At 38.5% G+C, this 20,509-nt stretch carries 23 protein-coding genes; 11 read left to right on the forward strand and 12 right to left on the reverse strand.

All coding sequences use genetic code 11. The features are described 5' to 3' along the window. Positions 1 to 335 precede the first annotated feature (335 nt). From ssb to AAAH86_RS09640, 10 genes are all read left to right on the forward strand, one after another. Positions 336 to 692: a single-stranded DNA-binding protein gene (ssb, locus tag AAAH86_RS09595; RefSeq protein WP_343487367.1), complete on the forward strand. Its 357-nt coding sequence runs from the start codon at positions 336 to 338 to the stop codon at positions 690 to 692. A 75-nt stretch (positions 693 to 767) separates the two neighbouring features. Continuing rightward, entirely contained in the window at positions 768 to 1,148 is a 381-nt protein-coding gene (locus AAAH86_RS09600) for a DUF6876 family protein (RefSeq protein ID WP_343487368.1), read from the forward strand. Between the two features lie 12 nt (positions 1,149 to 1,160). Continuing rightward, positions 1,161 to 1,358 carry a hypothetical protein gene (locus tag AAAH86_RS09605; protein WP_343487369.1) on the forward strand — a complete coding sequence of 66 codons (198 nt, stop codon included), beginning with the start codon at positions 1,161 to 1,163 and terminating at the stop codon, positions 1,356 to 1,358. A 430-nt stretch (positions 1,359 to 1,788) separates the two neighbouring features. After that, entirely contained in the window at positions 1,789 to 2,187 is a 399-nt protein-coding gene (locus tag AAAH86_RS09610; RefSeq protein WP_343487370.1) for a BfmA/BtgA family mobilization protein, read from the forward strand. Between the two features lie 38 nt (positions 2,188 to 2,225). Then, entirely contained in the window at positions 2,226 to 3,257 is a 1,032-nt protein-coding gene (mobB, locus tag AAAH86_RS09615) for a MobB family relaxase (RefSeq protein WP_343487371.1), read from the forward strand. Next, complete coding sequence (locus AAAH86_RS09620; RefSeq protein WP_343487372.1) at positions 3,254 to 4,696, forward strand: type IV secretion system DNA-binding domain-containing protein; 1,443 nt, start codon at positions 3,254 to 3,256, stop codon at positions 4,694 to 4,696. The genes mobB and AAAH86_RS09620 overlap by 4 nt, the downstream gene beginning before the upstream one ends. Before the next feature lie 91 nt (positions 4,697 to 4,787). Beyond that, entirely contained in the window at positions 4,788 to 6,467 is a 1,680-nt protein-coding gene (locus AAAH86_RS09625) for a PIN domain-containing protein (protein WP_343487373.1), read from the forward strand. A gap of 145 nt (positions 6,468 to 6,612) precedes the next feature. Further along, a complete protein-coding gene (locus AAAH86_RS09630; protein WP_343487374.1) occupies positions 6,613 to 9,651 on the forward strand; it encodes an N-6 DNA methylase in 3,039 nt (1,012 codons plus the stop codon). Positions 9,652 to 9,654: 3 nt separating this feature from the next. Beyond that, a complete protein-coding gene (locus AAAH86_RS09635; RefSeq protein WP_343487376.1) occupies positions 9,655 to 10,275 on the forward strand; it encodes a hypothetical protein in 621 nt (206 codons plus the stop codon). Positions 10,276 to 10,348: 73 nt separating this feature from the next. Further along, positions 10,349 to 10,654: a winged helix-turn-helix transcriptional regulator gene (locus AAAH86_RS09640; protein ID WP_343487377.1), complete on the forward strand. Its 306-nt coding sequence runs from the start codon at positions 10,349 to 10,351 to the stop codon at positions 10,652 to 10,654. A gap of 13 nt (positions 10,655 to 10,667) precedes the next feature. Here AAAH86_RS09640 and AAAH86_RS09645 read toward each other — a convergent pair whose 3' ends face one another. From AAAH86_RS09645 to AAAH86_RS09685, 9 genes are read right to left on the reverse strand one after another with little or no spacing between them, the layout of a single operon-like run. Continuing rightward, positions 10,668 to 11,039: a hypothetical protein gene (locus tag AAAH86_RS09645; RefSeq protein ID WP_343487378.1), complete on the reverse strand. Its 372-nt coding sequence runs from the start codon at positions 11,037 to 11,039 to the stop codon at positions 10,668 to 10,670. 7 nt (positions 11,040 to 11,046) lie between these two features. Then, the gene (locus AAAH86_RS09650) at positions 11,047 to 11,877 is read right to left on the reverse strand and encodes a DUF4138 domain-containing protein (protein WP_343487379.1); all 831 of its coding nucleotides are present in this window, start codon (positions 11,875 to 11,877) and stop codon (positions 11,047 to 11,049) included. Continuing rightward, a complete protein-coding gene (gene traM, locus AAAH86_RS09655; RefSeq protein ID WP_343487381.1) occupies positions 11,874 to 12,803 on the reverse strand; it encodes a conjugative transposon protein TraM in 930 nt (309 codons plus the stop codon). Before traM ends, AAAH86_RS09650 begins: the two co-directional genes overlap by 4 nt. After that, positions 12,784 to 13,407: a conjugal transfer protein TraK gene (locus tag AAAH86_RS09660; RefSeq protein WP_343487382.1), complete on the reverse strand. Its 624-nt coding sequence runs from the start codon at positions 13,405 to 13,407 to the stop codon at positions 12,784 to 12,786. The genes traM and AAAH86_RS09660 overlap by 20 nt, the downstream gene beginning before the upstream one ends. A gap of 2 nt (positions 13,408 to 13,409) precedes the next feature. Then, positions 13,410 to 14,252, reverse strand: coding sequence for a hypothetical protein (locus AAAH86_RS09665; protein WP_343487383.1), 843 nt, complete (start codon positions 14,250 to 14,252; stop codon positions 13,410 to 13,412). Between the two features lie 2 nt (positions 14,253 to 14,254). Beyond that, positions 14,255 to 14,842, reverse strand: coding sequence for a conjugal transfer protein (locus tag AAAH86_RS09670; protein ID WP_343487384.1), 588 nt, complete (start codon positions 14,840 to 14,842; stop codon positions 14,255 to 14,257). A gap of 4 nt (positions 14,843 to 14,846) precedes the next feature. Then, complete coding sequence (locus tag AAAH86_RS09675; RefSeq protein WP_343487385.1) at positions 14,847 to 17,249, reverse strand: TraG family conjugative transposon ATPase; 2,403 nt, start codon at positions 17,247 to 17,249, stop codon at positions 14,847 to 14,849. Then, positions 17,242 to 17,520, reverse strand: coding sequence for a hypothetical protein (locus AAAH86_RS09680; RefSeq protein WP_343487386.1), 279 nt, complete (start codon positions 17,518 to 17,520; stop codon positions 17,242 to 17,244). The genes AAAH86_RS09675 and AAAH86_RS09680 overlap by 8 nt, the downstream gene beginning before the upstream one ends. A 1-nt stretch (position 17,521) precedes the next feature. Then, on the reverse strand, positions 17,522 to 17,809 hold the full coding sequence (locus AAAH86_RS09685; RefSeq protein WP_045802054.1) for a hypothetical protein: 288 nt from the start codon (positions 17,807 to 17,809) through the stop codon (positions 17,522 to 17,524). A 189-nt stretch (positions 17,810 to 17,998) separates the two neighbouring features. On the opposite strand from AAAH86_RS09685, the gene AAAH86_RS09690 reads away from it, so the two are divergent. Continuing rightward, on the forward strand, positions 17,999 to 18,634 hold the full coding sequence (locus AAAH86_RS09690; RefSeq protein WP_343487387.1) for an N-acetylmuramoyl-L-alanine amidase: 636 nt from the start codon (positions 17,999 to 18,001) through the stop codon (positions 18,632 to 18,634). A 102-nt stretch (positions 18,635 to 18,736) separates the two neighbouring features. Here the strand turns inward: AAAH86_RS09690 and AAAH86_RS09695 are convergent, their stop codons facing one another. The 3 genes from AAAH86_RS09695 to AAAH86_RS09705 are packed head-to-tail and all read right to left on the reverse strand — an operon-like array spanning position 18,737 to position 20,424. Further along, positions 18,737 to 19,399 carry an ATPase gene (locus tag AAAH86_RS09695; protein WP_343487388.1) on the reverse strand — a complete coding sequence of 221 codons (663 nt, stop codon included), beginning with the start codon at positions 19,397 to 19,399 and terminating at the stop codon, positions 18,737 to 18,739. Continuing rightward, complete coding sequence (locus AAAH86_RS09700) at positions 19,383 to 20,135, reverse strand: hypothetical protein (protein WP_343487389.1); 753 nt, start codon at positions 20,133 to 20,135, stop codon at positions 19,383 to 19,385. The genes AAAH86_RS09695 and AAAH86_RS09700 overlap by 17 nt, the downstream gene beginning before the upstream one ends. A 4-nt stretch (positions 20,136 to 20,139) precedes the next feature. Beyond that, entirely contained in the window at positions 20,140 to 20,424 is a 285-nt protein-coding gene (locus AAAH86_RS09705; RefSeq protein WP_343487390.1) for a helix-turn-helix domain-containing protein, read from the reverse strand. Between the last annotated feature and the right edge of the window lie 85 nt (positions 20,425 to 20,509).

Here is a 20,509-nt window from a genome sequence, read left to right on the forward strand (position 1 = left end):
ACAGGCAGTGCATAACCAATTCTACATTAAACCCAATCGCTCGCCTCGCTTAACTTCCCGTACGCTCAACTCACAATCGGCTTTAAAAGAATTGCTAATGCCCTTATGGAACTTGTCAAGACCGAGGCAAGTTTCAGCGAAAAATAAGGTATCTACTTCCTTGAAAATGCGAGCATTTTACTACGTCGCAAACACACCTGATTTATTCCCTGAAAGTCTTGACAAAACCCACGTCACCCATTGTGCTACGCACGAAAGAAATCAAACAAACACCCCTTAAAATTTCATCACAACTGAATTAAACAGGGGAATTATAAATCTTTAATTTTTTAGTTATGAGTACTTTAAGAAATCACGTACAACTGATTGGAAACGTTGGTCAAGAGCCAACCATCACGAACCTTGAAAGCGGAAGCAAAGTAGCCCGTTTTTCACTTGCCACAAATGAATATTACAAGAACAAGAAAGGCGAAAAAGAGCAAAGCACCGAATGGCATACTGTGGTTGCCTGGGGCAAGACTGCTGAAATTGTAGAAAAGTATGTAGTCAAAGGAAAAGAGGTAGGCGTAAGCGGAAAACTGAAATCCCGAAGCTATGAGGACAAGGACGGTATCAAACGATACGTTACCGAAATCGAAGCCAACGAAATCTTATTGTTGGGTACAAAAAACGGTAACGGTTCTGACGAATAGACCTAAAAGAAAGAGGGCGCACCTGTGGAAAGTTTCGCCCTCTTTATCATTATCTAATTCTAATACCATTAAACAATGAAAGCACAAGTTAAGGAAATAGAACAAAATTTACGACACTTCACGGGAACGGAAATGTTCTACTACATTCCCATTCTAAGAACCCGATTTACCGACGGGCTGAAATACCTTGCCAACGCGGCGGACTGTTATTGGCTCATTACGGATGCTTCGGTAATTGCCAAAAGTTTGAAGAACCGTAGCAAATGGGTAACGATTGACTTCAAAAGAATGTCAGAAGAAAAACAGGATTACACAGGGTATGAGGCTGAAATCATTTACAGCGATGGTAACGACAACGTTTTGGAAACCCATCGTTACAACGCTACCGATTTTCCATTGGATGAACTGCGGTTGTTTTTTGTAAATGATACGCTGATGTTACCAAGTGAATATTAAAATCTGGTAGCTATGGTATATCTAAATTTCACCGATTTGAATGAGGAAGCACAAAACCGACTTTTAGAGACTTCCAAGGAAGATGTGAAACGAAAATTTGGCGATAGTATTCGCAAATACGTAAATGAGAATTATGGCTGTTTTGAAACAATGATTGAAGAAGAAGCCCTTCGGAATTTATATTCCTATACCTATGTATTTAATATCTGAATGATAAATTTGAATGAAACACACCTCTGAATTTTCAGGGGTGTTTTCATTTTTAGTGCATTCATAATCACGAAAAAATCGTATCTTTATTTCGCTGAAATACAGCACACAATTTATTGTAGGGTTATCCACTTTTTGACTTTCGCCGATAACCGTAACCATCGAAAATTAATATATCGGAAATTTTATTTCCTAAAAAATGGCAATCAGCTTTTTAGCTGGATTGTATGGATTTTTTGTCCCGCGAGCGGGACGAAAAGGAATAGCAAGAGGGTAACACGCTGCGCGATGTTACGGATTCCTTTTCGTATTCAAATCATTGATAATCAATCGTTTAAGTTTATTTTAATCTTTTGATTCTCAGCAATTTGCGACAAATGCCCTCAAAACGCCCATTTTTCGGGAAGGATTTGCGACAAATCGGCGAAATATGGACACATTTATTGGCATCAGGTTCAAGAAGGAAACAGCCAAGCGTTTTCAGGAATTCTCACGCACACACTTCAAGACCCATACCGAGGCAATGGAAGCCATCCTCGATTTTTTCTTCTACAACGAGATATCACCAAAGGAAAATTTAGGTCCTACAGGACGCACCATTGAAGCCAAATTATTGAAACGTATTAATGCGGTAATCGCAATTATGCGTGATGTAGAAAAGACCCAAACCAAACCCACAGTGGCAATGTTGCAATCTCTTTTTGAAATGGATGAACCCAAAAAGAAACCTTTGATTTTAGAAAAGAAATTTACTGAAGTAAAGAAGGAAGTCAAGTTTCAAGAAATCGAGGATACGAGATTCACGAACGAAGAGAGAGCGAAGCGGTAAAAGCGAAAAAGCCAGAATCAACTTTAAAATTCTAACCTATGTATATAAACATCACCGCACAAAAATTAGGAACAAATTACAGTCAGAGCTCGGCAGATTTTGTGGACTATCTCGAAAAGGAAAACGAGGGTTTGGAAAAAGAAGAGATGGAACACTTTTTTAATCAATATGGCGATGAGATTTCAGCTAAGGAAGTGGTCAAAGACATTGATGGTAATACGGCGAAACTCAAAAAGAAAGAACCAAAATTTTATTCTATCACAGTAAGTCCTTCAAAATACGAACTTCGAAAACTTGAAAACAGTAGCGAAGATTTAAAACGATATACCCGAGAGCTGATGAAGGATTATGCCGCCAGCTTCAACCGGGAAATCAATGGGCGAAAAGTAACTGTAGATGATATTAAATACTTCGCCAAAATCGAACATCAACGCACGTTCAAGGGAACGGATTTTCAAGTGAGGGAAAACCAACCATTTGCTACAAAGATTCTTGAATTGAAACAAGAAGTCAGACGCATTCAACAAGGTCAGGCAAAAGGAAACATCGATAGGTTAAAGCTCAAAATTGCCAAACTAGAACGTGAAGCACCGCACCAACTGAATGGGAAACGAATTGTCCAGGGAATGAAAAAGGCAGGCAATCAAAGCCATATTCATATCATCGTCAGCCGAAAGGATGCATCCAACACGTTCAGTCTTTCCCCAGGAAGCAAGCACAAGGCCTCTGAAATAGAGATGCACGGCAAAAAAGTAAAACGAGGTTTTGATAGGGATGCATTTTTCACGAAAGCGGAAGAGACATTCGATAAGACTTTCGCCTACAAACGCAACTATGCGGAAAATTACAAAGCGAAAAAAGATTTTGTAAAGAATCCCAAATTGTACTTCGCCGCTTTGATGAAATTGCCAGCCAATGAAAAGGCATTGGCTTTTAAAATTATGGGTAAATCGGGCATGCCATTGATGCCTAACATCCCAACAAGTAAAGTACAACTCGCACTCAAAGTTATTAAACAGTTGCGAAAAGGCGTTGAAGTCGCAGTGAAATCAAGTTCTATCGGGATATGAATTGGTCATTGGTAGAAATAGTGATTTATTTAGTGGTGCCGGTGCTGTCATTAGCCATACTCTTTTATGCCTTTTACGATACTGAACCAACGGAAAAAACAGATAAACGATACCAGGTAAAATTCTTGACCAAATCGGGAACGTTCAAAATCGACAATGTAAAACGCGGCGCATCCGTCATCGGATCGGCAGGAAGCGGAAAGACTGAAAGTGTAGTTTATGCATTTTTAAAACACTTTCGTGAAAACAGTTTCTGCGGAATTATTCACGACTACAAGGATTTTGAACTGACAGAAATGGCTTATCCGCTTTTTAAGGATGGTGAGATTCCGATTAAAGTCATTTCGTTTGATAGGATTATCCATCGTGTAAATCCCATTGCACCTCGCTATTTGGAAAATGAAGAAAGCGTCAATGAGGTGTCCAGAGTTTTGATTGAAAACCTTTTGGAACAGCGAGAATCCGGAACAACAGGCACCACCAAATTCTTTAACGATGCTGCAGAGGGTTTGATTGGTGGATTAATTTGGAAGCTGAAAACGGACTATCCACAATTCTGCACTTTGCCACATTTGATTGCGATATACCAAATGCTTGATACCGATAGCTTGGTTCAGTTTCTGGAAAGCAACACAACATCGAGGGCAATGGCAGATGCATTCATTAGCGGCAAAGATTCTGACAGGCAGACGGCTGGTGTAAAGAGCACCTTGGCCAATGCGCTAAAACGTATTAGTACCCAACGCATTTTTATGGCACTGTCTGCAGATGATGTACCGTTGAACATAAATAATGAAGAAAACCTGGCGGTCATTTCGGTAGTGAACAACCCCAAATTTGAAACCTCTTATTCGCCAGTAATCGCAACCATAATTCACACCATCACAAAACAGATGAGTGTGCGTAATTCCAGACACTCTTTTCTGCTGATGGAAGAAGCGCCGACAATCCGGCTACTGAATATGCACAGGATTCCAGCAACCTTACGAAGTTATGATATCGCCACCATTTATGTGATGCAGGACAAAATCCAAAACGATATGATGTATGGCGATAAGGCCAGCAAAGCAATATTGAGCAATCTATCCTATCAGTTTTTTGGCAAAGTAAATGACCCAGACACGGCCAAGTATTACGAACGCTTTTTCGAAATCATCAAAAATCCAACTAAGAGCGTAAGTAAGGCCGCCAACATCTTTAAAACCGATACCCGAATAACCAAAGGCGAAAGAGAAGTTTCCAAAAGAAGAGCTGATATTTTCTTTAGACTTAGGCAAGGCGAGTTTGTGACCTTTGCCGATGGGAAGGACAAGAAAGTTCAGTTTAGATTATCAAAGATTCAGAGGCAGCTTCCAACTGACACCAAGGGATATTCGGAAGCAGAATTAAGAGCAAATTTTGAGCGGATCTATGAGGAAGTGAGGTCGATATTTAAATGATTATTTACTCAAAATAATTTAGACTTTTTTAATAGAATGCGAATCAAGTTTGCTATTTTACAAAGAACCAAACCAACAGTTCTATTTATAAATGAATAAAAAAGCAATACAACCATATCGACTTAGCGAAGAAAAAGAAGCGAGATTATGGGCAAACGCTGAGATTATCTTTGATTCTTCAGCCTTACTTGATTTTTACTTTTTACCAAAAACTGCCCGAAAAAAAATTTCCATAGAGGTATTTAAAAAGCTTAAAGACCGACTTTGGTTGCCACATCACGTACAGTATGAGTATTTAAAAAATCGGGAGAAGACCATCAGAAAACCAATCGAAGAAAAGTATAAGCCCTTACGCCAAAAAATCCAGAAAATTGGTTTTTCTGCTAATTCCCAAATTCTAAAAAAGATTGAAGAAATAAAGCGGGAAACATTCAAAGATGATAAGCATCCTCATCTCGACCAGAGTCATCTCGATAAATTTAAAGAGAATACCGAACAGTTTCTTGCACATAGTAAGACTTTTGAAGAAGAAATTCTAAAAGCGGTCGAGACCATTGAAAAGGAAATTCAAGAATTGGAAGATAACGATGATGTGCTTTCAACTTTGGAGAAATACTTTAAAGTTGGTAGAGAATATTCTTTTGAGGAAATAATTGAGATTACGAAGGAAGGAAAACATAGATATGAGTTTAAGATACCACCCGGGTATGGGGATTTTTACGGTAAAGAGAAAAAGGGAACTCAGATTTTTGGGGACTTAATTATTTGGAAGCAGATATTAGAATATGCGAAGGAGAATCAAAAACCAATCATCTTCATTACAAATGATATTGCAAAAGACAATGATTGGTGCTATCGCGATACAAAAGCTACCGAACCACGGATTTTAAGTCCAAGGGAGGAGTTGATTAAGGAAATTAAAGATTTTTCGGGGGTTGAATTCTGGATGTATAATTGGCCTCAATTTCTTTACGAGTCCAACAAAAGATTACAATCAACTATTCAAGAAGAGACTATTCAGAACCTATTTCAATTCATAGGCAGTAGAGAGGTTAAGGGAAATAGTCTGAAGTTTAAGTGCAACAACTGCAGTAAAATCCAAAGTTTCGATAAGTCAGACTTTGATTTGAACTTTGAATTCGTAGGGTCTTCTGATAGAAGTATGGGTGCCGAGAATCAGTATGTCGCAGAAGAAGAATTGAATTGCGGCAATTGCAGCAATCCTATCCTTGTAAAGTTTGGTGTATGGGAGTATCCTGTTGGTGCTCATAATTACGATGATGTTGAAATTGAAGGAGCAGAGCTTCTTGATTCCTTCCATTTCACAATAGATTTCCACGAAGATGACCATCACGATTTTATCACTTGTCAAGCCTGCTCAGGAAATAGGGATGGTGTCGGGAATTTCGTAAGAATGGATGGGGATAGAGCACTTGTAAATGAGTATCCACCAGATCATCCGAAAGGAAAATACGATTCTGTTACTTGCGGTCATTGTGACTGGTGCAACACTATTCATATAGTATGTCCTGACTGTACTTCTATTAATGAGATAGAACAATTTAGGTATGATGAAAATATTGAGTGTGAGGGTGGTTGTGGTCTTGTCTTTAATGCTGACAGCAGTAATGATAGGGAAAACTTAGGCGAATTTGACCTGAAATTAATGGATGACAGGGTTAAACACTGCGAGTCGTGTGGTGAAAATTTTATTGACGAAAGCAATACAGGTATTTGTGAGGAATGCGAAAATGCATACAATGAAAATTAAAATTTAGATTCTGCCTCATTTCCAAAAAATTGGATATATTCCAAAATTTATCAATGCTTGTCTATGCAAAAATCGCAAAATCATTTGTACCTTTGAAATTAATTTAGTATGTAACTAACTATTAGCATTTTGGACGGCTTTAGATATGAATGATTTTGATTTAATAGAAAGTCTTGGCTTGGACAGAGCCATATCTATTACTTCAGAATCTTCACAAATTACTGAAAGTCAATCTGTTGTTCTTAATCAAGTAAAAGATTTTGGTGTTGATGAGATTTATTTCAGTACCGATGAAAACCAAAATAGCTATCCTGCGATATTCCTAAAAAAAGTTGAGAGATTCGACGACCTGACCCTTCGAAGAATTGCCATTGCCCAAAGAAAGATATGGAATTTCAAGAAGGTGATTTTTTTGTATGTGTATTCCGATACAGAGATACGTATATATAATTGTGCCGAGAAACCACTTCAATTCAGGTCCAAGGATACAAACTACAAAAAAGAGCTAAAAACTCTTGAGATAGAATCGTACAAGTTTTCCAATAAGAATAAGCTAAAAGAACTGCTAAGTCTTTTCTCTTCCATCGCCATTGATACCGGTATAATCTGGACAATTGCTGAGGCCCAAAAAATCAGGAATAAGATTAGTCTTCAGCGCAGGGTAGATAAGTATCTCGTAGAGAGTCTGACCAAAACTGCTAAACAACTACAGACAGAAGGGTTGGATATCAACCTTATTCATAAAATAATTATGCGCTCTTTATTTCTTCTTTATCTTGAAGATAGAGGTGCCACCGATGCCAAGTTCTATTCTGAAATTAAAATTGGGGCGCAGTCGTATTTTGACATACTCGACGAAGTTGATAAAACCTATGCGCTATTTCGGAAACTCGAAGAGTACTTTAACGGCAATGTCTTTACCATCGATAACAGCGAGTCAATTTCTAAAGAGCATTTGCAGATAGTAAAAAAGTGTTTCATCAATGGCAACGACGATTCGATACAGCAAAATCTTTTTGAAGACTGGAGGCTATTTGATTTTAGTATTATTCAGATTGAGTTGCTCAGCGAAATTTATGAAAACTTTCTGGCCGAGATAAATCCGACCTTAAAGCAAGATACCGGCACCTATTATACGCCACCATCACTTGTTGAGTTAATCTTGAATGAAAAACTGCCTATTTCCCAAGCAGAAAATAAATACAACGTTAAGATTTTGGACCCATCTTGTGGGTCGGGGATTTTTCTGGTGGAGAGCTTTAAGCGTTTGGTAAAACGCTATGAAATTGCAAATAATAAAAAGCTTACTGACTTTAACGAGTTAAAACAGTTACTCACGGACAATATTTTTGGCATAGAGATTCATCCTCAGTCAATCAAGGTAGCTGCGTTTAGCTTATATCTCGCTTTGGTCGATAATTTAAATCCAAAAACGATATGGCAGAACAAAGACTACCAGTTACCCTATCTTATAAACGACCCATCTGACGAGACCTTAATTAAACAAGGAAGTAATTTGTTTCGTACGGACACTATCAAAAAGAATCCCCAAGTCGAAGCAATCGACTTTGATTTGGTAGTTGGGAATCCGCCGTTTGGCACGAAGAACCTATTACAATCTATCCGAGATTATAGTGACAAATATGGTTTCGCCAAGGAAATGGTTCTTCCGTTTATGCACAAAGCAACAACATTTGCAAAAAATGGAGAAATAGCTCTTATTTTCAACACCAAGGTACTTACAAATAATGCTTCCACATACCAGGTTTTCAGAAAATGGCTTTTTAATGAGTGTTATGTAGAGAAAGTTTACAATTTCTCAATACTTCGAAAAGCACCCAAAAACTTTGGAGGACAACTTTTCGGGTCAGCTACTGGGCCAATCAGTATTGTTTTTTATCGAAATAGTACCCCAAAAGACAAATCCGATACTATACAATACTATGCCCCCAAAACCTACATTAAGTCAAATATTATTGAAGGTGTAAGTATTGATAGTTCAGATTTAAAATATTTACCAAGGGAAGAGTGTCAAAAGCCAGATAGCAAAATTTGGAAAATTGCAATGTGGGGAGGAATGAACGACTTTAATATTATTAAAAAAATTGCATCAAATATTGAATCTTACAATGAATATTTTAATGATGCTAATAATAATTGGAATCCACCAAGATCAGGATTAAATGGCGATAGGGAGCATCAAGATTTTATACCATCAGAAATAATCAATTCAAGATATATTCGAAGATTCTATACCCCAAAAAGTGCCTCAGAACAAAACAGTAAATACTTTAGGAATATAGATTCAAAACTCTTTGAACCACCTTTCGTAATTCTCAAAAAGGGGCAGCAAAAAAGAAAAATCGCTGCATCCTACATCGATTATTTTTCTTACTGTACAACAGCCTGTTACATATTTAACGGCAATGTTGAGCCTGAGAAAAAGAAGGCACTGGTTAGCATACTCAATTCCAAAATCACAACATATATACTGTTTATGGTCAGTTCATCCTGGGGAATTGAGAGAGAGCAGATTTTTAAGGATGAAGTATTGGAAACACCCGCCATAATTAAATTACTCAAAAAGAATCATCTGGCAGGCCTAACCAAGTACTTCAACCAAATTATGAACGGTATAAACTCTGATATCCTCTTCAAGGACTACTCTGATATAGAAAAATCAATCGACAAAATTATATCAGAAGATGTTTTGGGGATGTCCGAAAAAGAAATGATCATTATCAATGATAGCTTGGATTTCAGCCTTGATTTATTTGAGAATAAACAAAAATCAAAAGCTTTAGCGCCAGTAAAAAATATTGCGCACTACGCGAATCGGATATGTTCTGAGTTGAATAATTTTCTGGACAATCAGAATATAGTTTGTAACGCAACAGTTTTTGAAACACCACATTTTTCGCCCTTAATGATAATCAAACTTTCATTTGACTCAGAGAAAAGCGGTATTGCGGAATCTCAAGAAAATGTGACCCAAGAATTACAGAAAATAGACAAACATTTATGGGCAAAGCAAAGCACAAATATCTATTTCAGAAAGAAGCTAAACTATAAGACAGGTAATGAAGTTTTTGTTATCCGTCCCAACCAAAGAAGATTCTGGACGCAATCAATGGCAATTGAGGATGCTTCGGAATTGATATTGGAAATTTTAAACGAAGTGTAGTTAATGGGGCTGGATAAAGGAATAGTTAACAGCTTCAAAAGGGGCTTTGAGAATAAATGTCTTAGGTTGATAACCGATTCTTATTCTACCGCGTTGGAAGATAATGCCATTAAAAGAAATTGGGATGAAAACGACATCACAGCCCAACTGCACCAACATATAAAGGATAATCCTCTGAGATTGGAATGGAATATCTATTCCAATGTAGAGGAACCGCTACCAAAGAAGGGAATGAAAAAGGAAAAAGGCTTTGCTGCTAAATTGTCCCGAATTGACCTTAAGTTTTCAGTCATTACTTCCAATTTAGAATACGTTTACCATATGGAGGCTAAAAACTTGAAAGAAAATGATTCAGCTTTAAAGCGACGCTACATAAATACAGGAATCAACAACTTTCTGTCTGGTAAGTACCAAGAAGGTTGCTTGTTGGGATACGTTTTAGAAGGTGCAATAGACAAATCCATTAATGGGATAAACAAACTTTTGAAAAAGGACAAACGAACGTCTGAGTTTTTGAGCAAAGAGGAAAATAGTGTTCACGGCGACTGTTACAGGTCCAATCATCCTAATGATTTTTCTATTCAGCATTTTATGTTTGACTTTACCTCTCTAAAAAGCGCTTAAAATCATAGTCATCCCTCGTATTTTAGAACACTATGGTAAAGAGAGTTTTAATTTTTCTGATAACTTTCTTAGAATGACGTTTGTAGCTAAAGAAACTACTGTTGAAGATGGTGGTGCAAAAGGTGGTCAAATAGGTGGTGTAACAGGTGGTGTAACAGATGCTGCAATTGATGCCGCAACTACACTTACCAAAAGACAAAAAGAAGTAGTTAAACTTATTGCTGCAAATCCATCTATAACTTATAATGAAGTAGCAGACGCTTTAGGTATTAATGAATCTGCTGTTGGAAAACATATAACAGCAATCAAGAATAAAGGCGTATTAGTACGTCAAGGTGGCACACAAGGTTATTGGGAAGTTAAGCTACCGAAACACTAACAACTACCTTTCATCAAAAAGGCGACTTATCCTTTGAACCTCTGGCATCCGCCAGCCATTTACCATCTTGTTTAACCAGCTTAAAGAGACCAGGTGTTTTATCGTAAGCTGTGGTGTATTTTACCCATGCTACGTCGCCCATAATCGTGTCCCGCAAAACAGTAAAGTTGGAATCATCTTTTGGCGTAGCGTTGAACATATTTATGGTATTCATATAGTTGGAATAAGCCTGTGGCGTTGAGTTGGCTTTTAAGGTTTCTTCATCCTTTTCATAAAAGCTTTCGATAACAACTTGGGCTGTGGCACTTGGTCCTGAAACTTTAGTTTTAGAATCGGCACAAGAGAGGAACAGCACTACAAGTAAGAAAACAACAATATTTTTCATAATGACTTTAATTTGGGTTATTGATATATCTGTGCGACAGTCTCATTTCGATATTTCGTTCACCATCTTTTTCGTTTAGTTCTAAAACAGCCCTACGATCATTGGATAATGAGAACTTGGGCAACACATAAACGAACCGTAGCATTTGGCCTTCCACAATTTTTGAAGGCAATTTATGTTTGTATATCGGTTCTTGATATAGGCGTTGCAATGACTTTTTTTTTCCTTTTTGTCGTGTTTCAATCGAAAGGTTCAAGAAATTCAAATCGTAATCCAAAGTAGAATTATTCTCAATCTGGATGACGAAGTACAGTTCTTCTTTATCGAAAACAATATTCTCAACACTTAAAACAATGCCTTCATTTCGCTTTTTGATACGACCAATGCGCTGTTTCCTATTGAGAAGGTATGCGCAGAATTTTTGGTAATGGTATGTTCTGTTATCTACACGCTCTTCAGAAGATTCAGCAAGAATTGAATCGGTAACAATCGGTTTTTCATTCCCGATACTACTTGATATCGGAATAAAATAATTGAGCTTAGAAAGCTGTTTTTTATACCTTACAATATACGAAAAAATCGAGCCATTTCTGTTGACTACCAGCAAATTACTTTCCTTTCCTGGCTTGGCTTGCAACAGGCCGAAATACTGTTCTTTCTCACGATTGTAGGTAAAGACAAAATTATCTGAACCGGTTATACCTTGCCGAATAGGTTCTGGGAAGAATAGTGCAACATTCTTGGTGTCGTTTGCATAAATGGTATCTAATTTTATAGTTGTTTGCGCTTTCGCGAAAGCAAAAATAAATACAGTCAATATTGAAATTATCGCTCTCATAACTTTGGTTTTAGAATTAATCTGTAATTATTCAGGACGGTTACTTTTACCCTGCGGTTAGAACGCCTAAATACTTGGGTAAGTCCGCCCACTTGCGGTACGCTGGGAATATTAATATCACCAATAACATCATCAAATACCTCTCTGGTTACTTCTTCCCTAAAGTTGTTTTCTACATAAATGCCCTCGCTACCGTCTTGTAAATCGAAGGCTTTTAGTTTGGTGGGATGGTGTTTAATATTCTCAATTTCAATTAAAGCACGATTGGGCTGAAAGCTGATAAAGCCGAAAACTGGTGTGTTCTTCGGCATCAGTTTACCATTGATGGTAGCCGATTTGGTTAGGCGCATCCGCAATCGGGTATTCGCTTGAACAATTTGGTCACCATCTACGACTACGTAAATCGTTTCATCAGTATTGCCGATAATTGAAACTTCATTGGGCTTGGGCGAGGCCGCAAAAAACAGTTGATGTTCCAGACCCAATTCCTTGGCTTCAATTTTTTGTTCTCTTTTAACTTCAGCAGAATCCACCTTTGGTGTTGTTTGTTGAACAACTCGCTTTTGTCCCAAATTATGATAGCGTTTTCCAGAATACTTTATCTTGCCAGCCTTGTAAATGCTGTCCACAATGCGTTGCTTTTTTTGTTCGGGCAAATCGGGATTGTACAGTCCCGTAGAGTCCAGTAGCTTTTCATCATAGATGCTGGGTGCTTTACTTTCGCGGACTTCTTTGAGGTCATTAATCGCATCGAGTTTGGAATCATATTCCTTTTGGTCATCTTCCAGTTCAGGAACAAGCGTCTGTTGCAAGGTGTCTTCATCATTGTCCTCATCTTCCATAAGCATCACTGAATATGAGATAAGGAAGAGGAAAATGATGGCGAGTACACCAGCAAAAATGATTTTATTCTTTTCTACTTTCATAATCTATTTTTCTTAAAGTGTTTTCGAAATAATTGGTAATCAACAATCCGTGTGGATTGTTGGGAAAGTTTCGGTCTACCATAATCAAGTTTCCAGTAGATACCAATTCGTAAGTGTCAATGACGGATCCACGGTTGATTTCAAAAATGGTAACGGTTCGGAAGACGTGGTTTCCGTTTTGTTGCTCAACTTGAGAATCGATACTCAATACTTTTTGCACGAGTGAATACTGCAACAATCGGTTATAGACACCATCAGCCTTTTTCTGACGGTAAAGGTCATCTACAGAACTATTTCCCAGCCAAAGCGCCTTTTCCAAATTGCGTTCGTAGTTGCTGGCATCAATATTATAGAAGTAGGTATGGAACAAATCCAGATGTGCCAAAGCTTCTACCTTAAAATTTTCCTTTTGGGTAACGAGCTTCAGAGGGATAATACTACCGTCTGTATTGATGGCGAAAGCACTGTTTAGCGCATCTTTTTTTGTTTTGAACGCCATCCAAATGGAAAAGCTACTGGACAACATCGAGCATACCACCACGGCCATCACGATAAAGCGGTTCAACATTAGGACTTTGTAAATGTTCTTGTACGGTGTTTTCATAATCAGTTGGTAAATAATCTTAGGGTGAAAGAGGTAGCACGTCTGTACAATTTGAATTTCAGGAACACGATAAACCCTACTGAGCCTAACTGGACCACAGGTGCAAAGAAGCTCTGGCCTGTGTCAGTTCCGAATAGGTTGACCCAGAAATTGGTGTTGATTTCCGTATAAATGGCATTGACAAACACATTGACCAGAAAAAAGGCTGGCACAAGCATATAAACGGCAGCGTACAGTTTAAAGAAGGTATAGGCGAGCGAGCGAAACTTTTCAAATACGGCAAGGCTAATGACCAAAGGAAAAAAGGCTTGCATTATTCCCAATAGGAAAAAACGCTCTGCTAAGAATAGCGGATAGATGAACAAATCCAATATCCAGAGTATGGTACTTAATATAAAGGCCAAAATTTTGAATCCAAACAATGGCGTCACCAACGCCTCGTACAAAAGTGTCATTGCCGAACTTGCCGCATCAAAAAGACTTACATCTTCCTCTAATGGTATATCCTGCATCTGTAACGGTAGTAATGCAGGTGCGGTTCCTCGATACTGTCCTTCGATGGCCACTAAAATCCCATCAAAAAACCCTAATACCTGCGTTGAGAATATGACCAAAAGCACAATGGCAAAATTCTTGGCCAATTCGCCCGGACTCAAACCCCAAGTATAGCCGTCTTTATCAGCAACGCCTTCGTTGTATTTTTTAAGAATATTGACCAAGAAAAATAGGACAGCGAGCGTTTTCATTCCGGCAATGGTATATTGCGAAAAGTCGCTGGCCTGTATGGTCTGGAAAACCGTATCGATGTATTCCAAGCCAATTCCTAAAATGATGGTCGCGGTCATTTTTAATACTCTGTTTCCCGATTATTGACTTTATCCTGCATCTTTCTGAATGAAATAATATCACGGTAGCGTTTTGTTTTCATAGTGATATTGGAAACCATCTGCTTCGATTCCAGTTCCTTGGCTTTCAGTATTTCAGCACGTTCGGCATCACTCATTTTTAGATAATCACTTGAGAGAACTTCGTCTATGAAATCAACCGTGTCAAGGGAATTTTGTACAATGGTTTCGAAAGAACCCATAACCTTGTCAATTTCCTCGGGTTTGATGTAGGGCGAATTCAAAATATCCTGAAGGTCGTTCTGCATTACATTGATAAGGCGCTGATTGTTCTGTGCGATTTCCTCAACTGCCCTAAGCTGTTGGACGACGCTCGATACTTTCTCTATCGCCTCTTTGGCATCCTTCAAGAACTTTACGGACTTAATCATTTCCGCAGTCTGCTTACCGGATTCCAATAGCTGTTTTACCAAACTGATAAAGTTGGTGTTATCATAAACTGGCATCCCTTGGGCGGTAGCACCGCTTGGCAATAAAAGAGCTATTGCCAGTGCCAATCCAAATAAAATTGATTTGATTTTTGTTTTCATAATATTATGTTTTAGATGTAAATTGAATGATTGCTTTTTCCATATCCTGATGCTCATTGTAGAGCTTCATTATTTCCTCGTTTTCCTTTCCATCCGTTAAGTAGGCGGCATAAACTTCCTTTGGAACTTCTAACCGGAAGATGTTGCTTTCCTTCCCGATTTTGATGAACATTTCGGTGTACTTCCGTGGTCCGGAAAGATTGTTTTTGATGGACTTTAATTGGTTCAAATCGTGGCTCGAAAGGTTAAGCCTTTTGACCAGCTCATCGTAGCCTTTTTCATTGTTTAAGCTGTAGATGACCTGTGTGTTTTCAAGAATACTTGCCGATGTGGAATTGTTTGGTAGCTGATTAATGGACTGTAAAATGATACCGATAGCACCATTTTGTTTTCGGATGGCTTGATAATAGAATTCCACACTTTCCAATACGTTGTCGAACTTCAGTTGCTTGGCAAACTCATCAAACAGGATGATGCCTTTTTCGGCGCGATTTCGCCAAATGGTACGCTGGATAGCCGACTTAATCAACTTGAGCATTACGGATAAAATTTCCTTATTGTCCTTCACTTCATCGAGCTCAAAAACAATCAATCGCTTATCTTCTATTTTATAGGTCTGGTCTTCGCTGACCTCAAACAGAAAACTATATAGACCATCACCGACATACTCAGACATCACGTGCAGAAAGCTCGTGACATTAAAGTAGTCGGGATGGATTTTAAGGGTGTTCAGAATATCCTTCTGATGCCTTTCTATAAAATTGTAGAAGCCTTCCAGAGAATGGTTTTCAGAGGTGCTATCGTAATAATGGCGCAATATTTTTTTGACCGAAACCGATTGCGCTTTGGTCACTTTTAAATCTGAAGCAAACAATTCAAAAAGGAAAACCGATAAATCCTCAAGACGTTCCGGTGTGAGGTCATTTTTATCGCTTATAAAGAATGGATTGATACCCAAATTCTTTCCACTTTCATAGCGAAGCACGGTGTATTTCTCAGGGTAGAGCTTGGCAAATTTAGTGTATGAACCACCCAAGTCGATGATGACCAACCGAACCCCATTTTCAAAGTATTGACGTAGAATGTTATTAGCAAGGAACGATTTGCCTTCGCCCGTTGGTGCAAAAATGGCAAAGTTTCGGGCCTTGATACGTTTCTTACGTTCATCCCAAACATCCTTTAAAACAGGAATGTTATGTTCTCGGTCGTTAAAAATGATTCCAGTATCGTCAGATTTGTAATTGGTGTTATTGATGAAAAGGCAAAGTGCGTGCTTTAAATCGGTGACGTATAAATCATTATTCGAAAAATTGGATGAGAAACAGCAATAGCTATTGAGGATGTAATTTTTTCGTTCTTCACCTCGCGGATAGTAAGGGATGATATCGAGTTCCTTAAACTCAGTCTTGATTTTTGAGGTAATCGAATCGAGATTCTTTTTGTCCTTCGCCCAATACACAACGTTGAGATGGCCACGAATAATCCGTGCATTGTCGTCGGCATTAATTTGGTCAAGTATGTGCTGGATTTTGCCCAACACCACTTTGTTTTGTGAACCGAAATTGGAACTTTTGTTCAACTCTTCGATTTTCTTATCGAGTAGTTTTCGCCATTTCTGTTTATCATCCAAATACAGGATTTGGTTGACGATGTGATTTTCATTCAGCGTAAGCCCTAAGCCATCAATAAACCCTTGATGAAACACAAAATCGTCCGAAGTGAATTTCTCATTGGTCTTGCTACTCTGCACACTTTCGCCAAAGCACAGTTCACTGTTGACGGCCAGGGCATCAAAATGATTGTCACCAATGGTGACGTTTTTCTTTTCGAGAAGAATATCAGTATCAAAACCTTCACTGAATCCATTGAAGTATGAGCTGGTCAAGTCTTCTATCTCTTTCGCTTTAAGCGAAACAAAGCGCATCTTTCGGCTGTTATTGATAAATGAAACCGAATCGCTTACTGCATTGGCAAACACCTTAATGTTATCATCCAGTTGTTGGACAATTCCTATGGAAACCTTGCGGAACGGATTGACATATTTAGGATTGTTGAGTGCCTTGTTTTTGGTCAGGATAAAAAACAGATAGCATTGATGTTCGATATAACCACGCCCTTTAAAATGATTGTGAGTCGCTTTTTCGAGAAAGGATTCGTTAGGCAACTGTTCTGAAGAGTAGGACTTCTTCAAATAGATGTCCTGTTTGTGGACGACCGTTCCATCAGGCAATGACTTCAAGGCCTGAAACCAGGCACCGTGTATATCCTCAAAATCCTTTTCGGATAGCGAGTAGATTTCAGGTAAGTTTCCTTTATAGCACAGAACTACATTACCGTTATTGGCAAAAACGATATTATCCTGAATATCTGCAATGGGTTGATATGCCGAAAGGTTCAACTTATTCATAATCAAAACCAGAATTACGCTTGTTACTGATGATTCTTGGAAATGGATTGCCTATTTGAAAAAGCTGAGGGTTGTTGGCAATTCGCGTTAGGGCTATGTAGAGCCCACCATTAAAGACCATTAGCCCGATGATGATGCCAAAGCTGAAAGAAAAAATGATAATGAGCAGTGATGCCAAAATGGATACCATCATTAAAGCGAACAGGGAAATGGGCAGACCAAAAATGACTGCCCGTTTCCGCATATTTCTATAGACCTCGAACCGCTTCATCTTATACCACGATGCCTATGAGATAGGTGAAGATTCCAACTACTGCACCTGCAATCAGTACAAAGACCAATACGCGCGTAATTCCTTTTTTAAGGTCAGCATTCTCACCAAAGAAATGACCCGCATTGAACAAAAAGCCAATGAGAAATATGACCCCTAAGATGATGGGAAAAATGGTTCTGATGGTATCGGAAACGTCATTGACCGAATCTTCAATACCACCAATCTGTGCAAAAAGCGATGTGGATAAGAGCGAAAGAACGCCCGCCAAATAATATGTTTTTTTCATAACGAATGAGTTTAAAATTTTGGTTCATTTCCGTTATGTGAAATTTACATATATTTGAATATAAAATACTGAAAATCAAATATTTGTGAATAAAATATTATTTGATATTATTTGATTTTCGTTGCTGTTATTTGGTGTCAAATTCTATGGTATTTTGAAATCCAACTGTTGAAAACCTAAAAGTTGAAAATGAAAAAGTGGCTCAAAAACGTCAGTTTTGTGATTTTACTTCTCAAAAGTTGCATCCTTTTTGGGCAGGATTTGGATGCAAAAAAAATTATCGTAATTGACCCTGGCCACGGCGGAAATGATTCTGGTGCGATTGGGGTAAATAACTTAAAGGAAAAGAGTATAACCTTGGAAATAGCAAGGTCGATTTCGGAATTGGCAGAGAAAAAACACAGTAAGACTGTGGAAATTTATCAAACACGTTATAGTGATACCTTAATTTCATTAAGGGATAGGGCAAGAATAGCGATAGCTTTGAATGCAGATTTATACTTGTCTTTGCATTGCAATCATTCCGATAATCCGAATGCAAGAGGTGTGGAAGTCTATGTCTCTAATCAAAGGTCAAAGTTTTTGGATGAAGCAACTTGGTTTGGCTTTCAATTACAAGCTGACTTGAATGAGAAACTGGGTTTTGAAAGTAGAGGCGTGAAGTTTGCCAATTTTCAAGTGCTTCGGGAAACTACGGACTTTATGTCTTCAGTTCTTTTGGAATTGGGGTTCTTGAGTAATAAAGATGAGAGTCATTACATTTCTGAATATGGAAATCTTCAGCGTATTGCAATCGCTATTTTATCACTATTAAAAATACCTTGATTATGAAAGAACTAATTTTAGAGTTAACAAAGAGCTTAAAGGATATTGTTTTACAATTCATTTCAGAAGTGATTCTGCTATATAAGTCCTTCAGAAATTGAGCTACTTCCTTTTGTCCACAGCTTTTGTATCAAAAGCAATCAAATTAAAGAGTTCCCGCATTCGGCTTCGGACACGGTTACCATAGCGTTCTTCCAGTTCTGCGGCATTGAGATTGGTGGTAGCGTGGGTTTTTATTTTGCGTTTGGTATCGAGATAGAGTTCGTAACGAGAGAGTAATACTTCACCCATTACGTTCAAATCCTTACCATAAAAACGGCCAGCAGGCTCAACGCCCAAATCATCAAAGCAGTAGAATTTTGTGTTGCCATATTCTTCAACCGTTTTAAAACCCAAGTGGTTAAAGCTAAACGTCACGTTCCGGCAAGGAATCATTTCGTAAGGCCTTTGCAGAGGGACGATATGTCGTAGCAGCTTCATTAAACTCGTCTTGCCACAGCCAACAGGTCCGGAAAGCAGGATGCCCTTTTCGATGTCGATTTCATATTTCTCACAGTTGTCCTTGTCTTTGATAAAATATGAACAAAGCTTCAACAGAATGCCCTTGTCCTCATCATAAATCCTGAACTTTTTACCAAATAGCAACTTGCCCTTGGCATTCAAATAAATCAAGATTTTTGGGAAGTCGTAAAGTACGCTTTTCCCATCAAATTTGCCGAGCGAATATTCCACGCCGCCTTCGGTGATTTTAGAGGGGTTGTCCATAGTCTTTCGATTTAGTGGTTCGCAAGTTGTCCTTGATTTGGGACGGTTGTTTTTTGTTTGGTTTGTTTTCTGATTCGAACAATTCGGTTCTATCCATCCAGTTGATAGCCACAGCTCGCCAATCCCGAATCGGTTCGCCACCGCCTGTTTGCCAATCTCGGTCAGCGTAGTGCTGGTAGAACTTTTCAGCTTCAGCTTTATCAAAATTCTTTTCTTCAAAAAAATCAACGACAGCCAGACAGTCCTTTGGCTGTTTTATTAAGTTTTCTTGTTTGATATTGTTTGTATTAGATACCAATGCTTGTCCATTGGTGGGACGGTGTTGGTACACAGCCTGTCCATTTTTGGGATGGTGGTGTCCCTCAAGCGGTACACCTCTGGGATAGTACTGTTCTGCAAGCTGTTCTAATATGGGATTGTACTGTCCCGTAGCTGGTTCATCACTTGTCCCTAAAATGGACATCTTGATTTTACTGCCCTTATACGGATTATTGGAAGGAAAGTAGGATAGGTATTCCCAAGAATGAAGCTCTGTTATGCACCTGTGGTAAGTTGATTTTGACCCAATCTTGGCCACGCGCATCAATTCTCTTCGATTTACATAGAACTCGTCCATAAAGCGACAGCTGTTCCATTCCTGGAACAGCGCCATATACAGACTGATATGGGTAGGATTTAGGCGGTCATCAAAATAGAACGTTTCAAAAGCCGCGTTGAGTAGCTTTATGTAGTTCATATTCTCAGGAATTTATTCCGTGATGCACACGGTTGGCATCCATTACCTTTTGAATTTCCTCGGAATCATAATAGATGATTCCGCCTACCTTTGTGTAGGGTAAGGTGCCATTGATGCGAAGATTCTGAAGTGTTCCCGGACTCACTTGAAGCAAATCCATTACTTCGGAAGACTTTAGATACTTCTTGATTTTTCCAGAAGCCTGTTTGGCTAAAAGACTTTTGATGTCATCGAGCAATTCCATTTTGAATTCCCGAAGGTCGTCTGTGGTGATGATACTTGTCGGCATAATAGAACGATTTTAAAAGAAAAGGACTATCAGAGGTTTTAAATTTTTATTGATAGTCCTTAACCCGATTTGACTTTCGTTCTAC

It is taken from the genome of Allomuricauda sp. d1 (assembly GCF_039592695.1).
GTDB lineage: Bacteria > Bacteroidota > Bacteroidia > Flavobacteriales > Flavobacteriaceae > Flagellimonas_A.